Genomic DNA, 17,063 nt, shown 5'->3' on the forward strand with positions numbered 1-17,063 from the left:
AGTTGGTGCCGGAGAGACATCTTCGAGTTCAAGTGAGGCTGACGTTATTCAGCGATGGTCTTTTTGACCATGTCGAGCAACTCTTGAGCCGGCAAACCGTTAGCGGTTTGCTCTTCAATCCAAGCAGCGTGGATCGGACCGGCCTTTTCGGCAAATGCCGACAGTTCCTCATCAGAGAATTCAACCTGCTGAATGCCAAGCTTGTCCAGCTCCGGCCACCACTTGTCGTAAACCTTGGCGTAGGTAGCCAGGTAATGGTCGAGGGCCGGATCGACTGAAGAGTCGAGGGCGGCCTTGAAGTCATCCGGAAGCGCTGCGTAGGCGTCGGTGTTAACAACGATCGGGCAATGAACGGTGCCCGGATTCAGGTTCTTTGTCCACCAATCGGCAACTTCAACGACCCGGAAAGACAGGTGCGCATGTGGTGCAAAGCCAGCGGCCTGCACTGTGCCGGAGTCAATCGCCTGATAGGTTTCAGATGCGGTCACGGATGTCGGAACAGCGCCAGCTGCTTCCATCAGTTTGCCAAGACCACCGAGGGCGCGCACACGCATGCCGTCGAAATCGGAAACAGAAGCCGGTGCATCCCCTTTACCAGCAAAGTTGTACTGCGGCATTGGAGACGGCATCAGCAGCTTGGCGTTCCAGCGGCCGAGATCCTGCTGGACAGCCGGATGCTCATAAAGCGCCTTGGAAACCTTTACTTCGGTCTCAAGATCAGAAACGCCCAGGAACGGCAGTTCCAAAACTGTCAATGTCGGGTTTTTGTCGGCGTGGTAAGATGCGCAGAACTGAGCCATCTCGAAAGCCCCGAAGGAGATACCATCGAGGTTCTCACGGGACTTGGACAGCGCGCCACCATAGTGCAGGACGATTTCAAACTTGCCGTCGGTCTTTTGAGCGACCTGCTCAGCAAGCTTCTCGACATGCTCGGTGAACGCCCGGCGCTTGCCCCAAAGGGACACGTTCCAGGTGACATCGGCAGCGAAAGTTTCAGTTGCAAAAATTAGGGCAAGCGCGCCCGCGGATACCGCGGTCGCGGCTTTGAGTGACGTGAGCATGAAATCCTCCCAGATTATTGGCTCAATCTCTTGACCACCCGGCCAGCAATAAGGGGCTGACCAAGTCAGAGCCTAATAAGCATGACCCGTGCCAGCTTCAATTGACAACCGAAAACTGGGCAAGCTGGCGGCTTTTTCGGGCTCAACACAAAACTACCGCAGTGCACCTAGGCGAGATCTTGCCGATGCTCATATTGCGTCGGCGATTTTTCGCCGATCGCCAAGTTTCAGGCGGCTCCCATTTCCGGGTCGCTCGCTTGATCCCGGCTCAATCCGAGGCGAGCCATCTTCTCGTTCAGCGTCCGGCGAGGCACATTCAGCTCGCGCATAACATCGGCAACCTTGCCACCATGACGCCTCAAGGCTCCTTCGATCAAAGACCGTTCGTAAGCGTCCATGAGATCCTTCAATCCGCCTGCTCCCATCGGCGAAGCGTCATCGCGCCGACCAGTGACGAGTGTTTCCAGCGGTTGCGGATTGACCTGCGCGTTTAAAACGAACCGCTCGGCCGCATTGCGCAGTTCACGGACGTTGCCCGGCCATCCGTAGGTTTGCAAAAACGCTTCATCAAGCGCGCTCGGTGTTGGCGCCTCCATGCCGTATTGAACTGCAAACCGGTTGAGAAACGTATCAAACAACAAGATGCTGTCCCGGCCGCGTTCCCTCAAAGGCGGAATGACGAGTTCGATTGCATTCAACCGGAACAATAGATCTTCTCGCAACCGGCCGGAAGCCACCGCTTCCCGCGGATCAACGTTAGCCGCGCTCACCAACCGGATATCGACGTCAACGGGCCGGTGGCCACCAATCCGGTCGACCTTCCGCTCTTGCAGCACCCGAAGCAGTTTTGCCTGGAGCGGCAGCGGCATGGATACAATTTCATCCAGAAACAAGACACCGGTGTTCGCGGCCTCGATCCGGCCGATCCGTTGGCGGTCTGCACCTGTAAACGCCCCGGCTTCGTGGCCAAAGAGTTCGGCTTCAACCATGGTCTCCGGCAACGCGGCCGCGTTGATCGCCATGAACGGAGCGTCCTTGCGCGCGCTGTAATCATGCAGCGCCTGAGCGATCACTTCCTTTCCCGTCCCGGTTTCACCGGTGATCAGAACCGCAGCATCCGTTTGCGCAAAATGCAGGATCTGTTGGCGCAGCGCTTGCACGGCCGGGCTGTTGCCGATCAGCCGGCTTTCAAGACTGGAACTGTCCGCGATCTGGGTCTTCAGCGCCCGGTTCTCCAAAACAAGAGCGCGGCGGTTGCACGCCCTGCGAACCACTTCCGCGATCAGGTCTGGATCGAAAGGCTTTTCGACAAAGTCATATGCACCGGCGCGCATTGCTTCCACGGCCATTGGAACGTCGCCATGGCCGGTGATGAGGATAACCGGCAGATCACCGTCCAGTTCTCCAACCCTGCGCAGCAAGGTCATGCCGTCGTCACCATCCAGCATCACGTCTGTGACGATACAGCCACCAAAATCCGGGCTCAGAACCGCCATGGCCTGGTCAGCCGTTGCCACCTCGATCGTCTCAAATTCGGCAAGTCGGATCCATTGACGAAGCGCTGCGCGCATGGACGGATCGTCGTCAACAATCAGAACCGGGGTGTTCGCGGATTGAGAGGGTTTTGAATTAAGCGTTGTCATTCAGCAACTTCTGCTTCCAGACGGACAAAAGATGCATCCGTCATTTCTGCCGATTTGACAGCCGGCACCGTGAGTTCAAAGGCAGCACCGCGCGGCACGTTGGCGGAGACCGCCAAATCACCGCCGAGGTCTTCTGCAATTCGCATGGAGATGGCCAGACCCAGCCCCATCCCTTCCGCACTTGTTTTGGTTGAGAAAAACGGATCGAAAATACGTTCACGTAGATCCATGGGGATCCCTGGCCCGTTATCGAGCACCCGCACGACAACAGTGTCCCCAGTCTCAACGATATGCAGCCGGACTTCACCACTGTCTTCTGCGGCGGCCGCATCGGCTCCGTTGCGCAACAAGTTGACCAGGATTTGCTCGATCCGCAACGGGGCCGTCTCAACGATCAAGGGCTGGTCCGGCATATCGATTTTAAGAGTAACACCTGTTTCTTCAAACCTGGGACGGACAATTTTTTCCGCCGCCAAAATGCTGTCTCGAAGGTCGACGGTTTCGATCCGGCTCTCGCCCGGACGCGCAAACCTCTTGAGCTCTTGGGTCAGGCTCGCCATGCGCATCTGAAGGGATTCAATCTCCTGCAGGTTTTCTGCAGCCGTGTGGGTATCCCCTTTTTCAAGGAACTTGCGGGTGCCTGCCACAAACATTCTGAGCGCCGCCAGGGGCTGGCTCAGCTCATGAACGACAGCAGCCGACATTTCACCAACCGCTGCGAGACGGCTGGAGCGCGCGAGGCCCCGTTGCGCTTCCAGAAGTGCGTGTTCCACGCGCCGGCGTTCCTTGATTTCGCCAACCAGCCGCTGGTTCAGTTCCTTCAGATCTGCAGATTCCTGGCGGAGCGCGGCGGACGCCCGGCGCAGCCTTTGCCCGCGCAAGCCAAGCACAATCACCGCATAAAGAAGGCAAAGCGTCAGGGTGATCACCCAAATCGGCAGCAGGCTCTTGTGCGCTTCTGCCTGCGGCACGAGGAAATGCAGTTTCCAGCCGAGCAGATCCACATCGGTCGAGTTGTGCCGATAGGCTTGCCCGTCAATGGTCAGCTGGTTTGGCCCGGTTACTGGCGCGTCACTGATCGGGGTCAGCGGTTCATTTGCGTATTTCTGACTGCTGGCAATGGCATCCCGCGTAGCCATTGGAAGCTCGGCCAAAGTTCGATAGCGCCACTCCGGCTGGCTGGACAGAAAAATCACACCGTCCGCATCGGTGGCAAAGACGAGTTCCCCACCTTCCGCCCAGGCGTTTTCAAGCTCGCTGGTATCCACTTTAACAACGGCAACCCCAACCGGATCTCCTTCGACCGGCGTCGGCCGCGCCAGGAACAAACCGGGGCGGCCGGTGGTCAAACCAATGGCGAAAAACTGCCCCTCCTCACCTCGCATCGCCGCCGTAAAGTATGGCCGGAACCCATAGTTCCGGCCGACGAGGGAAAGCGGTTTTTGCCAGTTGCTGGCCGCCAGCGTCGTCCCGGCAGCGTTCATGACATAAAGAAGGTCTGCACCTGAATTTTCCGCCATTTCTTCCAGAAAACGATTGGCGCTTTCCACCGGTTGGCCAAGACCAATGGCTGCCGTAGCGCGCGGATCCCGGGCAATCATGTAAGGAAGGTAGCGGTATTTCTGGTATTCCCCGATGATGGTTTGCCGGTACAGCGTCAACCGTTCTGCAGCTATGCGGTCGACGTTATCATCATCCAGTTCCTGGAAGACGTAAGCGAGCACAGCCGCGGCTGCCACCATGAAAACAGGCGGCAGCAAGAGTATGAGCCAACGGGTCGACATGGCTTCTTATTACCGATTTTTTTCCTGGCCGCCAGCACACGCCTATTCCAAACTTGAATTGATAAGGGTCAAAGACGCCAAATTGCGGAGGCATATAGATTTTTCACAAGGCTGGGGCAAAACTGACTGCCAGCCATAGGAGGGTATTATGCCAATTAAAGATATTTTGACGGTCCTGGATTTGGCGGGCGATCAGCCGGCAGCAAAATATGCTTTGGAGTTCGGCCGGGTTCATGATGCACATGTAACTGGTCTCGCGGTTTCGTTTGAACCGGTTGTTCCGGCATTTGCGGCAGCTCCGATGCCCGTCGACTATCTTCAAGCAGCCCATGATCAGGCCATCGCGGCAGCGAAAGACGCCAAAGATCAATTCGACGAATTTGCCCGGCTGGCCGGCGTCAAAAACGAAAGCCGTTTGGCAGAGATCCTCACAGGCGGACCGCTCGATAATGTTCTGGCGCATTGTCGGCCAACGGATCTTGTGGTGATTGGCCAGAGCAATCCGGACAAACCGGAGCCGATGCGGGAACTTCTGATCGAAACAATCCTTTTCGAAAGCGGCGTTCCGGTGCTGCTGGTGCCTTATATCGGCAGCAAGTCGTTTGAGCCGAACAACGTGCTGATCGGCTGGGATGGCAGCTCGACGGCGACACGGGCCATTCACGCTTCGATCCCGGTGCTTGAAAAGGCCGACAAGGTCACAGTCCTGGTCATCGAGAAGAAGGCAAACTCTGAGGCTGGTCAGCCCGGTGCGGAAGTTGCCAACTATCTCGCCCGCCACAACATGAATGTAACGATCGACGTCGTCTCCAACCCTCAGACAGGCGTTGCGGACACGGTCCTCAATTATGTGACAGACAACAACAACGACCTGGTCGTGATGGGTGGATACGGGCATAGCCGGATGCGTGAGTTCCTGTTCGGCGGTGCAACCCGCGAAATTCTTGAAGCCATGACAGTTCCAGTTCTGATGGCCCACTAACGGCCTGTCGATATGACGCAATCCCGCACCCAACTTTTTTGGGTGCGGGTATTTTTTTGTCTTAAATCTCCGCTACTGTTCGATTTGCCTGCTGTTGACCGGGAAAGGATCCCGACGTGACCATCCGCAATCTCGATGGTTTTTTTGCACCAACATCCATCGCTGTCCTTGGTCCTTGCCGCCATCCGGGCGTTTTGACAGACAAACTCATCGACTGCCTTCAGGCCATCGAAACCCAACATAAGGTTACCTTGGTCGGGATTGATTATTCGGTGCCATTCAACGGCACCAGCGTCCCATCTCTGGCCGATTTGGACCACACGCCCGATCTGGTGATCTACCTCGCCAAGGCTGAACATCTGCCCAAGGTGATTGAAGAACTCGGAGACCGCGGAACGCGCGCCGTTCTAATCCCCTCGCCCGGGTATGAAGACTGGCCGGAGCCAATCATGCAGGCCTGCCGGGAGGCTGCCCGCAAGACCACGCTCCGGCTGATCGGTCCCGGCAGTCTTGGCATTTCCGTTCCGGCAAAGGGGCTGAATGCGTTGTTGAGTGCCGAAGTGCCGGGCAAAGGCGACATCGCTTTTTTCTCCCGGTCCGGCGCTGTTTTGAATGCAACACTGTCCTGGGCAAAGACCCACAACACCGGGTTTTCATCAATCGTCTCACTCGGCGCGCGCATCGACGTCGATGTCAGCGATTTGATCGATTATTTCGCACAAGACTACCGGACCCGCGCCATTGTCCTTCATTTGGAAGGCGTCGCGGTTCCGCATAAGTTCATGTCTGCCGCCCGGGCCGCAGCCCGCGGCAAACCAGTCATCGTGCTTCGCTCCGGACGCAGCCGTGATACAGGCGGGACGGGCAGGACGCACGCCGGTCGTCTCGCAAAGTCGGATCTTGTCTATGAAACCGCGTTCCGCCGCGCCGGCCTGCTTCGGGTTTACGACCTTGATGAGATGTTCGAGGCCCTTGAAACGCTGTCTCATGTCCGCGTTCCTCAGTGCCGGAACCTTGCTGTAATTGCGAACGGCCGGAGCCTGGCAAACCTAGCGTATGACCGGCTAGACGCCCTCGGTGCTCAATTTGCGTCGCTGAGCCCGGAGACGCTTGAACACCTGCAGCCGTTCCTTGGCCCTTCAAACGATCTGGACGACACATCCGCCGCGCAAGCGTCCGTCATCTTACGCGAAGCGACAGCCGCCGAAGATCTTACGGAAACGATCACGACTGTCTTGAAAGATAAGAATGTCGATGGTGCGGTCGTCCTGCAGGCTGCAAGTGCGTTCCAGCCCCTCCCCGTCCTGGCAACGGCCGTTGCAGAAGCCGCGACCTTGGACCGGAAACGGCCGGGACGGCGGAAAGCTCTGGTTGCCGGGCTGATCGGCGGCGACAGTGCAACACGCGAAGTTCTGACGGAAGCCAAGGTTCCGAATTACGCAAGCCCTGCGGAAGCCGCCCGAAGCCTGATGCATCTGGCGCATGATGCTCAGGCTCGCGAATTCCTGATGGCGGCCCCACCGAGTTTGCCGGCCAATTTTACGCCGGATAGCGCAAAGGCCCGGGCAATCGTCGAAGCGGCGCTCGCGGAAGACCGCATTTGGCTCACACCGAAGGAAGTTTGCGATATTTTGGCGGCCTATGACATTCCCATCATGGCGACCGACATGGCAGAAAAGCCTGAGGATGTCGGCGCTTTCTCGGAGCCGTTTTTCAAAACAGCCAAACACTGCGTTGCCAAACTCATTTCACCTGATCTGCCCTTCAAATCAAAAATCGATGGTGTCCGGCTTGGTCTTGAGAACCCAGCGGCCGTTGAAGACGCCGCCCGCGAACTGATTGCCAAGACGCAGACAGACTACCCAGACGCGCGCATATCGGGTGTTTCCGTGCATCCGATGCTTGAAGACCGGCACGGGCTCGAGCTTTATCTTGGTCTTGCTGAAACCCCTGAATTCGGCCCGGTGCTTGTGTTTGGCCAAGGGGGCACGGCTATTGAAGAAAGCGAGGACATCGCCTTTGAGCTGCCGCCGCTCGATCTCAAATTGGCCGAAGCGCAAATCGACCGGACCCGGATTTCACGCCTCTTGGACGGCGGCCCGTCCCGTCCCTCACTCGACAAACCAGCTCTGGCAGAAGCTTTGGTCAAACTTTCTCAAATTACGATCGACATTCCGGAAATTCAGGAACTCGACATCAATCCAATGGTGTTGCTGCCGAGCGGATTGATCGCCCTGGACGCCCGTATGACCCTGTGCCACCCGGAGAGAAAACCGGGCCGGACAGGTGGATCAAGGCTGGCGATTGCGCCTTACCCCAAGGAGTGGGAACAAACGCTGACCGTGAAAGGCGGACGGCAGATTTTCGTCCGGCCTGTTCGGCCGGAAGACGAAGACATGTTCAAGGCATTCTTTGAGAAGATTTCACCGGAAGATCTTCGCCTGCGTTTCTTCGCGCCGGTCCGGGAGTTCAGCCACCGGTTTCTCGCCCGTCTGACACAGCTTGATTACGCCAGGGCCATGGCATTCACCGCCCTTGATCCGGATGACGGGTCGCTTCTGGGTGTGGTCCGCCTGCACGCAGATCCCGACCACCAGACCGGCGAATACGCCGTTATGGTCCGCTCAGACCTGAAGGGCTACGGACTTGGCTGGGCGCTTATGAAACTGATCATCCGCTACGCTAAAGCAGACGGCATCCAAACCATCAAGGGCGAGGTTTTGAAGGAAAACACCTCGATGATCTCTATGTGCCAGGCGCTGGGGTTCAAGATCACAACGTCCCTTGACGATCCCGGGATCTCCAACGTTGTGTTGCCCGTGACTGATCTGCCTGAAGACGGCTAAGGGTAATCTCCTGTCAATCAGGGCGTTTGTAAATCCACCAGCCTATGGGCACAATCGCAAGCTCCAGCGCGGTATAAAATGCCAGCAATGGCGAGGGAATGCCATCTGCGGCAAGGCTCAGCAATCGTCCGGCAAACAAACCGCCAGCAAATACAATTGTTGTGAGAACTGCGGTGTTTTTGTGTTTATTTGTAAGTGCGCAAAGCAGCCAGAAAATGCCCAAAGCCAAGTACAATCCCATTACGGCTCTTAGAATGTGGGCAAAATCTAGACTTAGATCGGCAATCCCGAGGAAGGATCTGGCAAACCAGGCCGGATCGATCCCGTAAAGAAGCGCAATAACCGAGACCATTGAGAAGGATAGAATCAGGAAGCCGCGTTTCAAGTCCATCATCTATCCTCACATATTGCGTCTACGGTTTCGCACTCCTCGAGGCATCAGTATACACAAACGGTCGGCCTCGCTTCAGCAAACTATTGTTTCTCTGCAGCTCGCCTTATTTGGCTGAGACTGGCGGCAGGTGTAATCGCCTCCGGATCCAGTTTCAGATGCAGGATAGCCGGTTTTCCGGAAGCACGCGCTCGCTCAAAGGCCGGACCGAATTCATCCGTGGTGTGTACCGTCTCGCCAAAAGCGCCGTAGCAGTGGGCCATCGCAGCGAAATCCGGATTGACCAGCTTGGTGGCGGACGGGCGGCCCGGATACGTCCGTTCCTGATGCATGCGGATGGTGCCGTACATGCCGTTGTCGATCACCAACAGCATAATGTTGGCGCCGTCCTGACAGGCTGTCCCAAACTCCTGCATCGTCATCTGCAAGCAACCGTCGCCAGCAAAGCAAACGACCTCACGCTCCGGAAATGTCAGCTTGGCCGCAACGGCTGCCGGCAGGCCATAGCCCATCGATCCTGATGTTGGTGCTGCTTGGGTTCCAAACCGGCGAAAGCGGTGAAAGCGATGCAGCCAGGTGGCGTAGTTGCCTGCCCCGTTGGTGCAAATGGCATCTTCAGGAAGGTTATTTTCCAGCCAGTCCATGACACCCGACATTTGGAGATCGCCCGGCGTCTGCGGACGGGCACCGGACCACTCCAGATAATCCTGGTGGGCCTTGGCGGCTTCGCCTGCCCCTTTGAGTTCGGCCGGCGGCTGGAGACCTTCGACCGCCTTGCAGAACGCGATCGGGCTGGCATTGATCGAAAGATCAGCGCGGTACACCCGGCCAAGTTCTTCCGGATCGGCGTGGACATGCACCAGCTGCTGGGTCGGCGACGGGATATCGAGCAGGGTGTAAGACTGGCTCGGCATTTCAGACAAGCGGCCCCCCACCAACAAAATGAGATCCGAGGATTTCACACGAGCCAGCAGCTTCGGATTGATCCCGATACCAACATCGCCAGCGTAATTTGAATGCAGATTGTCGAACAGCATTTGTCGGCGGAAGGAACAGGCTACCGGCAGATCAAAGCGCTCGGCAAACCGGGTGAACGCTGCAACCGCATCTTCGGACCAGCGGCTTCCGCCTAGGATCGCAATCGGGCGTTCCGCTTCCCAAAGACGCTTTTGCAGGTCCGCCATCTGAGACGGTCCCGGATGCGTTTCGACCTGTTGCCAGGCCGGTGGCTGAGCCGCATCGGCAAGTTCAACGAGCGTGTCTTCTGGAAGCGCCAGAACGACAGGTCCCGGACGGCCGGAGGTCGCGACGTGATACGCGCGGGAGATAAATTCAGGCACACGGGAAGCATGATCGATTTCGGCCACCCACTTGGCGATCCCGCCAAACATTTGCCGGTAGTCGACTTCCTGAAATGCTTCTCGTTCGCGCATGCCGCGCTCAATCTGACCGATGAACAGGATCATCGGCGTTGAATCCTGAGCCGCCACATGAACACCCGCGGAGGCGTTGGTGGCGCCCGGGCCACGCGTCACCATGCAGATCCCCGGTTTGCCTGTCAGTTTGCCGTGTGCATCCGCCATCATCGCGGCGCCACCTTCCTGACGGCAGACCGTGACCGGGATCGACGCATCATGTAGGGCATCCAGAACGGCAAGGTAGCTTTCGCCGGGCACGCAATAGACCCGCTCTGCACCATGGCGTTCAAGAGCGTCCACCAACAATTGGCCACCGGTTTTCTGTGTCATGTTCATTATCCCGAGCCTAAAAAACTGATGGTCATTCTATAGCGTAACAAACACATTCGGGTGAGAGGGAATTATCAGATTAATTGGCAATAAGATCATTCCAATTGGTAAGAAACTTAAGTCCCATTCAAAATAAAAAGAGCGCCGGAAATGGCGCTCTTTCGTAATTGTTCGCAACAAGTGCCGTGATCAGATGGATTGAACCGTCACGACCTGGAAGGTGTGCAAGTCCCCATCCTCATCCTTGATCGACACATATTCACCCGGTGTGAAAGCGTGTGTCCCAAACCGGTATCCCGCCTCGTCATCGTCGTCGCCGTCGATGTCATAGTGAAACGCCCAAGACCCGCCCGGGCGGTGGATCAAGTGACCGATTTCCTCTACTTCATCGCCCCAAAACCGCCGGACACGGCAATGATCGCGCTCCTTTTTCCAGAGGCCAGCATCGATATGCCCGGTCTCGTCCAATGGTGCCGTGAATTCATACCCATGGCGCGCCGAGCCTTGCGGGAACTCTTTCGTCCGGGCCAGGTTCAGCCTGATCTTTTTCAAAGCTGGAAAGTCGCTCATGGTGCCCTCCTTGTACTGACATTGAAGTCTATATGTGCCACATCGCTGTTGCCTGACATTGAGAAGAATCAAACCTGTGAACGCCCTCAAGCGGCAGACTACGCGTTGACAGATGAAGGACCCGATATGGATCATGCAGAGACACAGACCGAAGCGCTTGCCTTTCTTAACAGTCTTCCGTCTGACGATCCGGCGCGCCCGGATGTCGTTCGCATCGACACGCATGCGAACATCGTGTTTCTCGTGGGGTCCAAGGCCTACAAGGTCAAACGGGCTGTAAAGTTCCCTTTCCTGGACTATTCGACATTGGCGCTGCGCGAAGAGGCCTGCAAAGCGGAAATCACGGTCAATCAGGCAAATGCTCCGCAAGTGTACCGGCGCGCATTAGCGATAACACGCCATAGGGACGGGTCACTGGCCATGGATGGCACCGGAGAGCCCGTGGAATGGGCCGTTGAAATGAACCGGTTCGAACACCGGAGCGAGTTGGATATCCTGGCCAAAACCACCGAGTTCTCCAACGATCTTTGTGACAAGCTCTCCAAGATGATGGTGGAAGCCCATGCAAATGCCCCGCTTCGCAAAGGCGGTGACTTCTTTGCAGAACTCACGTCCTACGTAGAGCAAAATGACGCGGCATTCCGAGAACATCCGGACCTGTTCCCGCCGGACGACGTTCAACACCTGACGCTTGCTTCGCGTACCGCGCTCTCCTCAATTCACGATCTGATTCTAAGACGCGGGGATATGGGCTTTGTCCGGCGCTGTCATGGCGACGCGCACCTGCGAAACATCGTACTGATCGAGGATGCATTGGTCTTGTTCGATGCCGTGGAGTTTTCCGACGCCATCGCGACGAATGACGTCTTGTACGATCTGTCGTTCTTACTGATGGATCTCTGGGAGCGTGGCCAACGAACGGCCGCCAATCGGGTGTTCAATCGGTATTTGGACTTGAGCAATCTGCCCGAACATCTTGAAGGTTTGGCCGCGCTGCCTTTCTACATGATGATGCGCGCTGCAATCCGATCCAAGATCGCAGCGGCTTCCGCGCTTAATCAAGCCGATCCCGCCACCAAAGAGCATCAGCAAAACCAGGCGAAAGAATACTTCGGCTATGCCTTGGCTTTCCTGGAGCCCACGCCGACAAAACTGATCGCTGTCGGCGGGTTGTCCGGCACCGGAAAAACCACCCTTGCCTATGGGCTCGCGCCTGATGTCGGCCGCGCGCCAGGTGCGCGGGTTCTGCGAACAGACGTCAAACGCAAACGTCTGCTCGGCCTTTCTGAAACAGAAAAGGCCCCGCAAAGCGCCTACACGCAAGAAGCCTCAGACAAGGTTTACCAAGCTATCGATAGCGATATTCAAACCGTGCTGGCTGCCGGTCATTCTGCGATTTTTGATGCCGTCTTTGCATCCGAGGACGAGCGTGCCGCGATTGAGACCATAGCCGCCCGGGTGGAATCCGAGTTTCACGGCATCTGGCTAGACGCTGATCCCGATACGCTCAAAAGCCGCGTTGCCGCCCGGTCCGGCGATGCATCGGATGCGACGACCGAAATTGTCGACCGGCAACTGACCTATGATCTCGGCACCCTGTCCTGGGAAACGATCGACGCCGGCGGACCGGCGCAGATAACGCTGGAGCGTGCCAAGTCTGTGATCTAGATCCCGGCGGCCCGCATGCCGGCGGCGGCTGCCGCGGCGCAGAAAACGGCAATGTATTCCTTGCGAAGCTTGATCTGTGCAGCTGCAGCAACGATCAGGCAGAGCCCCACCGCAAGTCCGCCCTGCAACACGATCGGCAAGATGGTCGAAACGATGATCGCGCCGGGCAAAGCTTCGAGACCACGGCGAACCCGCTGGGTCAAAGGAAGACGGCCCATGACCCAATACCCACCGGCACGCAACGTATATGTCGCAACGGTCATACCGAGCACGGCCAGCATAAACATTGCATCTGCGGAAAACATGCCATCAGTCATCGAGATAAGCCCCCGCCAGCGCTCCGGCTATTGCGCCAGTAAAAATGCTCCAATACCCGCCGACCAGGGCCCATGTCGTGGTGGCAACTGCCCCTGCAACCAGCCAGCTGACGGTCTGGCGTTTTCCCTTCCAAAGTGGCACCAGAAGAGCGGCGAAGAAGGCAGGCAAAATGACGTCCAGGCCGAACGCTTTGGGATCAGAAATCAGACTTCCTGCGAAATAGCCGGGGATGACAGACATCGACCACACAGTCCAGGTGAACAAACCGCTGCCGAGATAGACGCCCCAGTCGCGGGTCCCCTTCTCGTATTCGGAAAGAGAAATGAGCCAGTTCAAATCGGTCAGGAAATAGAGGGCTGGGTAGGTCTTGTAGGCCGGCACCTGTCCGAGCCACGGGCGCAGGCTTGCGCCGATGAGCAACATCCGCATGTTCACGGCGGCGGTCACGCCGACCATTGCGATTAGCGAGCCCCAGGTCAGGGGATCACTATAAACTTCCATCGCTACGAATTGGCTGGCGCCGGCAAAAACCAGCGAATTGATCATAATCGTTTCCAGAAAAGTCAGGCCTTTTTGCGCCGCGACGGTTCCAAAAACCATGCCTAGCGCGACCACACCGGGAAACCCCGGCATACACAGCAAAGCCCCCTGCACACAGCCCTTGAAGCTGAGCGTGACATTCCGTTCCAACATAAAATTCCTATTGCCAGCCAGCGCTGATCATTTGTGAACATCTGTCCATCATTGTCCCTGATCCGCTTAGAGAGAACCAATGAAAGTTGTTCATCAACTTGATCAAGAAATTTTCTGAATCCGCCGTATCACATCATGACATCGTAGATCATGCGAAGACCGGTGAAACCGAGAAATAGGGCAAAGATCAGTTTGAGTTTGGAAGGATCAATCGCATGCGCAATTTTCGCCCCAAGCGGCGCGGCGAAGGTTGACGCCGGTATGATCAGGAAGAACCCGATCAGGTTTACATAGCCGAGCGACAAGGGCGGAAGACCTTCCGCACCCCAGCCAAAAAAGATCGACATCAGTGTACCAGGCACCGCGATGATGAGGCCAATGGCAGCCGCGGTCCCGACCGCCTTGCGGATCGGATAATTGAACAATGTCAATGTCGGAACGCCGAGGGTCCCGCCGCCAATCCCCATCATGACCGAGATACCGCCAATGAGAAAACCAAGCAGCTCCTTGATCGGAGATCCCGGCAGTTTGTCTGCAAGTGCAGAGCCTTCTTTGCGCAGCAACATGTTGGCGGAGACCAATAGTGCGACCACGCCGAACACCAGGGTCAGCGCACCGCCGGACATGTTGCCGGCAATCATTGCACCTGAAATTACACCGATCGCGATCGCCCACCACCACCGCTTCAACAGGTCCATATCGACACTACCGCGGTTGTAATGTGCCCTCGCGGAAGAGGTACCAGTCGCCAAAATAGTTGCAAGAGAGGTGCCGACCGCCACATGCATCAGGATCGCGGGATCGATCTTCAGAGCGGTGAACATGTAATAGAGCACCGGGACGATCACGATGCCTCCGCCAACGCCAAGAAGGCCTGCGATAATCCCGGCGACTAGGCCCGTCGCAAGCAACGCACCCGCCAGCAAGGCGAGCGAAACAAAACTGAGATCTTCCACGTAGGCTCCTTGTCGTATTCCTGAGCGGATATCGGAGATCGAAAATCCCGCCGAAAGTCAAACGGTCCGCAGCGCGCACAATAGTCAGCTTGGTCAGAAACAAAAGACCACAACTGCGTTTCCGGTTCGGCATAGATATGCATTTGAATCCCGAGCCTGGTTCGTACGGTACGACGCATCAACACTGGCACTTCTGAATTGCCCGCCATATCTTTCCGGAACCAGCTTAAGTACCGGAGCTGAAATGCAGTCCAGAATCCTTGCCGTATACACTTTCAATGAATTGGCTGCGCCGTTTCTTGCGGACAGGAACAAGGCCTATCGCGACGTCGAGCCTGGAGCCTTCGCGGCTGTCGAACAATGCGAGGGGTTCATCGCGCGCTCCGGGTATCGTGGCGAAGACGGACCGGCGAGCTGGGGCTCAATGGTCATGCCAAAGTGCTGGGAGAATTTGAACGGCGACGGTTGGGCCCCAGTGACCCTCTCGCTTTGGACTTCAATCGAAGCACTGATTGCGGCTACGTATCACGGCTATCATGGCCATGCGTACCGGCTCGGTCACCAATGGCATATTCGGGCAAAAGACATCCCCTCCTACGTTTTGTGGTGGGTACCCGAAGACCACAGACCAGACTGGGCAGAGGCTGTTGGAAGGTATGAAGGCCTATTGGACAATGGTCCGAGCGCGTCCGCCTTTTCCTTCAAACAGGCTTTTGATCCGGCGGGACGGCGAACGAATCCTGATGCACAAAAAGTACAGCTGCTCGCAGGGAGAATTACGCCGGCTGCGACACAAGATTGAGCACGAACTCTTGATGTTGACAGGACACACCAGTCTAGAAACACCTAAGTGACTCGCAATTTTCGATTGATGTTTTGCATAGCGCCTCTTTTGATGCTCCCGCAAAAATGGAGATTTAATGCAGTCGCATCACCTGGCCGTATACACATTCAATCAGTTCCTCGCTCCCTATCAATCGGATGCGATCAAAGGGTTTCGTGACGCCGAGCCCGGTGCGTTCGCGGAAATGGACCGCACGAGTGGATTCGTCGCGCGCTCAGGATACGAGGGCGAGGAAGGGCCGATGAGCTGGGGACCACAGGTCTTTCCCAAATGCTGGGAGAACAGCAATGGTGACGGCTGGGCACCCTCCACTCTGTCTGTCTGGGAGACAATCGAGGCCCTCATGGCGGCGACTTACCACGGACACCATGGAGACGCCTATCGGCAGGGCAGCAAATGGCACCTCGCAAGACCCGGTGTCCCGGAATATGTCTTATGGTGGATCCCGGCTGGTCACCAGCCGGACTGGACGGAAGCGGTTAGCCGATTTGAAGATTTGATGGACAACGGGCCAAACGTCAGGGCGTTTTCGTTCAAAAAAGCCTTTGCTCCGGATGGCCGAACCGTCAAACCGGATGCGGCGCGGGTGAAAGCCATCGCAAGGGAAAACCAGGCCCTCGCTGATATTGCGTGATGCCATCAGCAATCCATTTGATTGTTCAAAAAATGATGACTAATCGTTAAACACTCGGCTCATTGTACAAAACAGTACTCATGACGATCTTAGCCCCAGCAGCGCGGGACATCCCCGCCAAAGTTTGAAAAGGATCGTCACCATGTCCCAGATATACCGCGCCTCTGACGCCCGCGGAGATGTCGATTTCGGTTGGCTGAAAAGCAAACACACTTTCTCGTTCGGCTCCTACTTCGACCCGAATTACATCGGTTTCGGAGCGCTACGCGTCATCAACGAAGACCGTGTCGCACCGTCTGCCGGCTTTCCAACTCATCCGCATGAGAACATGGAGATCATCTCCTATGTTGTCTCCGGTGGGTTGGAGCACAAAGACAGCATTGGCACCGGCTCCGTCATCCGCCCCGGCGAACTGCAACGCATGACAGCCGGAACCGGCGTCCGCCACAGCGAATACAACGCGTCCGACACGGATCCCGTCCACTTCCTGCAAATCTGGATCGTACCCGAGCAGGATGGACTCGCGCCGAGCTACGACCAAAAGGCGTTCCCGATTGAAGAGCGACAGAATGCGCTGAGGCTGATCGGGTCCCGTGACGGCCGTGAGGGATCGCTCGTCATTCATCAGGAGCTCGACCTTTATGGGTCGCTCCTTTCCGCCGATCGCAGTCTTGCATTTGATATCCGCCCGGGCAGAAAGGTCTGGCTGCAGGTCGTCAAGGGTGCACTGAGTGTTAACGGACAACAACTCAACGCCGGCGATGGTCTCGGTCTCCTGGAGCAAGGAGCCGTCTCCTTGAGCGCTCAGCAAGATTCTGAGTTCCTGCTCTTCGATTTGGCGGCTTAACCGCCCTACATCCTAGAGCAAGTCGCATTCAAACGGATTCAGGTTTCGCTGCCACTCGGCTTAGTCTCGTACGCGAAA

At 56.8% G+C, this 17,063-nt stretch carries 15 protein-coding genes; 6 read left to right on the forward strand and 9 right to left on the reverse strand.

What is annotated here, in order from left to right; translation table 11 throughout:
• Positions 1-44: 44 nt before the first annotated feature.
• The 3 genes from AC0J4F_RS01065 to AC0J4F_RS01075 all read right to left on the reverse strand — a co-directional run bounded on the left by AC0J4F_RS01065 (position 45) and on the right by AC0J4F_RS01075 (position 4,488).
• Positions 45-1,061, reverse strand: a complete 1,017-nt coding sequence (locus AC0J4F_RS01065) for a C4-dicarboxylate TRAP transporter substrate-binding protein (RefSeq protein WP_133948512.1) — start codon at positions 1,059-1,061, stop codon at positions 45-47.
• Positions 1,062-1,288: 227 nt separating this feature from the next.
• Complete coding sequence (locus tag AC0J4F_RS01070; RefSeq protein WP_473025158.1) at positions 1,289-2,704, reverse strand: sigma-54-dependent transcriptional regulator; 1,416 nt, start codon at positions 2,702-2,704, stop codon at positions 1,289-1,291.
• A complete protein-coding gene (locus AC0J4F_RS01075) occupies positions 2,701-4,488 on the reverse strand; it encodes an ATP-binding protein (RefSeq protein WP_209002312.1) in 1,788 nt (595 codons plus the stop codon). The genes AC0J4F_RS01070 and AC0J4F_RS01075 overlap by 4 nt, the downstream gene beginning before the upstream one ends.
• Positions 4,489-4,636: 148 nt before the next feature.
• Here AC0J4F_RS01075 and AC0J4F_RS01080 point away from each other — a divergent pair, with 148 nt between their 5' ends.
• Complete coding sequence (locus AC0J4F_RS01080; protein ID WP_473025159.1) at positions 4,637-5,470, forward strand: universal stress protein; 834 nt, start codon at positions 4,637-4,639, stop codon at positions 5,468-5,470.
• A gap of 116 nt (positions 5,471-5,586) precedes the next feature.
• On the forward strand, positions 5,587-8,316 hold the full coding sequence (locus AC0J4F_RS01085; protein WP_473025160.1) for a bifunctional acetate--CoA ligase family protein/GNAT family N-acetyltransferase: 2,730 nt from the start codon (positions 5,587-5,589) through the stop codon (positions 8,314-8,316).
• 13 nt (positions 8,317-8,329) lie between these two features.
• Here the strand turns inward: AC0J4F_RS01085 and AC0J4F_RS01090 are convergent, their stop codons facing one another.
• From AC0J4F_RS01090 to AC0J4F_RS01100, 3 genes are all read right to left on the reverse strand, one after another.
• Positions 8,330-8,710, reverse strand: a complete 381-nt coding sequence (locus tag AC0J4F_RS01090; protein WP_473025161.1) for a DUF4345 domain-containing protein — start codon at positions 8,708-8,710, stop codon at positions 8,330-8,332.
• An 80-nt stretch (positions 8,711-8,790) separates the two neighbouring features.
• Positions 8,791-10,455, reverse strand: a complete 1,665-nt coding sequence (locus tag AC0J4F_RS01095; protein ID WP_473025162.1) for a thiamine pyrophosphate-binding protein — start codon at positions 10,453-10,455, stop codon at positions 8,791-8,793.
• A gap of 189 nt (positions 10,456-10,644) precedes the next feature.
• Positions 10,645-11,025, reverse strand: coding sequence for a hypothetical protein (locus tag AC0J4F_RS01100; RefSeq protein ID WP_008193842.1), 381 nt, complete (start codon positions 11,023-11,025; stop codon positions 10,645-10,647).
• Between the two features lie 126 nt (positions 11,026-11,151).
• On the opposite strand from AC0J4F_RS01100, the gene AC0J4F_RS01105 reads away from it, so the two are divergent.
• Positions 11,152-12,693, forward strand: a complete 1,542-nt coding sequence (locus AC0J4F_RS01105) for a bifunctional aminoglycoside phosphotransferase/ATP-binding protein (protein ID WP_473025163.1) — start codon at positions 11,152-11,154, stop codon at positions 12,691-12,693.
• On the opposite strand, the gene AC0J4F_RS01110 is transcribed toward AC0J4F_RS01105, so the two are convergent.
• The 3 genes from AC0J4F_RS01110 to AC0J4F_RS01120 form a co-directional block, all read right to left on the reverse strand.
• Positions 12,690-13,010: an AzlD family protein gene (locus AC0J4F_RS01110; protein WP_166672684.1), complete on the reverse strand. Its 321-nt coding sequence runs from the start codon at positions 13,008-13,010 to the stop codon at positions 12,690-12,692. The two genes, AC0J4F_RS01105 and AC0J4F_RS01110, sit on opposite strands and share 4 nt — an antisense overlap.
• On the reverse strand, positions 13,003-13,704 hold the full coding sequence (locus AC0J4F_RS01115; protein ID WP_473025164.1) for an AzlC family ABC transporter permease: 702 nt from the start codon (positions 13,702-13,704) through the stop codon (positions 13,003-13,005). The genes AC0J4F_RS01110 and AC0J4F_RS01115 overlap by 8 nt, the downstream gene beginning before the upstream one ends.
• 128 nt (positions 13,705-13,832) lie before the next feature.
• Positions 13,833-14,660: a sulfite exporter TauE/SafE family protein gene (locus tag AC0J4F_RS01120; protein WP_055670350.1), complete on the reverse strand. Its 828-nt coding sequence runs from the start codon at positions 14,658-14,660 to the stop codon at positions 13,833-13,835.
• 244 nt (positions 14,661-14,904) lie between these two features.
• Between AC0J4F_RS01120 and AC0J4F_RS01125 the strand changes: the two genes are divergently transcribed.
• From AC0J4F_RS01125 to AC0J4F_RS01135, 3 genes are all read left to right on the forward strand, one after another.
• Entirely contained in the window at positions 14,905-15,462 is a 558-nt protein-coding gene (locus AC0J4F_RS01125) for a DUF3291 domain-containing protein (RefSeq protein ID WP_473025165.1), read from the forward strand.
• 118 nt (positions 15,463-15,580) lie between these two features.
• A complete protein-coding gene (locus AC0J4F_RS01130; protein ID WP_473025166.1) occupies positions 15,581-16,138 on the forward strand; it encodes a DUF3291 domain-containing protein in 558 nt (185 codons plus the stop codon).
• A 142-nt stretch (positions 16,139-16,280) separates the two neighbouring features.
• The gene (locus AC0J4F_RS01135; RefSeq protein ID WP_473025167.1) at positions 16,281-16,985 is read left to right on the forward strand and encodes a pirin family protein; all 705 of its coding nucleotides are present in this window, start codon (positions 16,281-16,283) and stop codon (positions 16,983-16,985) included.
• The last annotated feature ends 78 nt before the right edge of the window (positions 16,986-17,063 follow it).

Source organism: Roseibium sp. R5 (genome assembly GCF_055755305.1).

What these genes read in the sequence shown, in the direction of transcription:
- AC0J4F_RS01080 (WP_473025159.1), top strand. Translation starts at nt 4,637, where the DNA reads ATGCCAATTAAAGATATTTTGACGGTCCTGGATTTGGCGGGCGATCAG.
- AC0J4F_RS01065 (WP_133948512.1), bottom strand. Translation starts at nt 1,061, where the DNA reads ATGCTCACGTCACTCAAAGCCGCGACCGCGGTATCCGCGGGCGCGCTT.
- AC0J4F_RS01110 (WP_166672684.1), bottom strand. Translation starts at nt 13,010, where the DNA reads ATGACTGATGGCATGTTTTCCGCAGATGCAATGTTTATGCTGGCCGTG.
- AC0J4F_RS01090 (WP_473025161.1), bottom strand. Translation starts at nt 8,710, where the DNA reads ATGATGGACTTGAAACGCGGCTTCCTGATTCTATCCTTCTCAATGGTC.
- AC0J4F_RS01135 (WP_473025167.1), top strand. Translation starts at nt 16,281, where the DNA reads ATGTCCCAGATATACCGCGCCTCTGACGCCCGCGGAGATGTCGATTTC.
- AC0J4F_RS01070 (WP_473025158.1), bottom strand. Translation starts at nt 2,704, where the DNA reads ATGACAACGCTTAATTCAAAACCCTCTCAATCCGCGAACACCCCGGTT.
- AC0J4F_RS01125 (WP_473025165.1), top strand. Translation starts at nt 14,905, where the DNA reads ATGCAGTCCAGAATCCTTGCCGTATACACTTTCAATGAATTGGCTGCG.
- AC0J4F_RS01075 (WP_209002312.1), bottom strand. Translation starts at nt 4,488, where the DNA reads ATGTCGACCCGTTGGCTCATACTCTTGCTGCCGCCTGTTTTCATGGTG.
- AC0J4F_RS01100 (WP_008193842.1), bottom strand. Translation starts at nt 11,025, where the DNA reads ATGAGCGACTTTCCAGCTTTGAAAAAGATCAGGCTGAACCTGGCCCGG.
- AC0J4F_RS01115 (WP_473025164.1), bottom strand. Translation starts at nt 13,704, where the DNA reads ATGTTGGAACGGAATGTCACGCTCAGCTTCAAGGGCTGTGTGCAGGGG.
- AC0J4F_RS01095 (WP_473025162.1), bottom strand. Translation starts at nt 10,455, where the DNA reads ATGACACAGAAAACCGGTGGCCAATTGTTGGTGGACGCTCTTGAACGC.
- AC0J4F_RS01130 (WP_473025166.1), top strand. Translation starts at nt 15,581, where the DNA reads ATGCAGTCGCATCACCTGGCCGTATACACATTCAATCAGTTCCTCGCT.
- AC0J4F_RS01105 (WP_473025163.1), top strand. Translation starts at nt 11,152, where the DNA reads ATGGATCATGCAGAGACACAGACCGAAGCGCTTGCCTTTCTTAACAGT.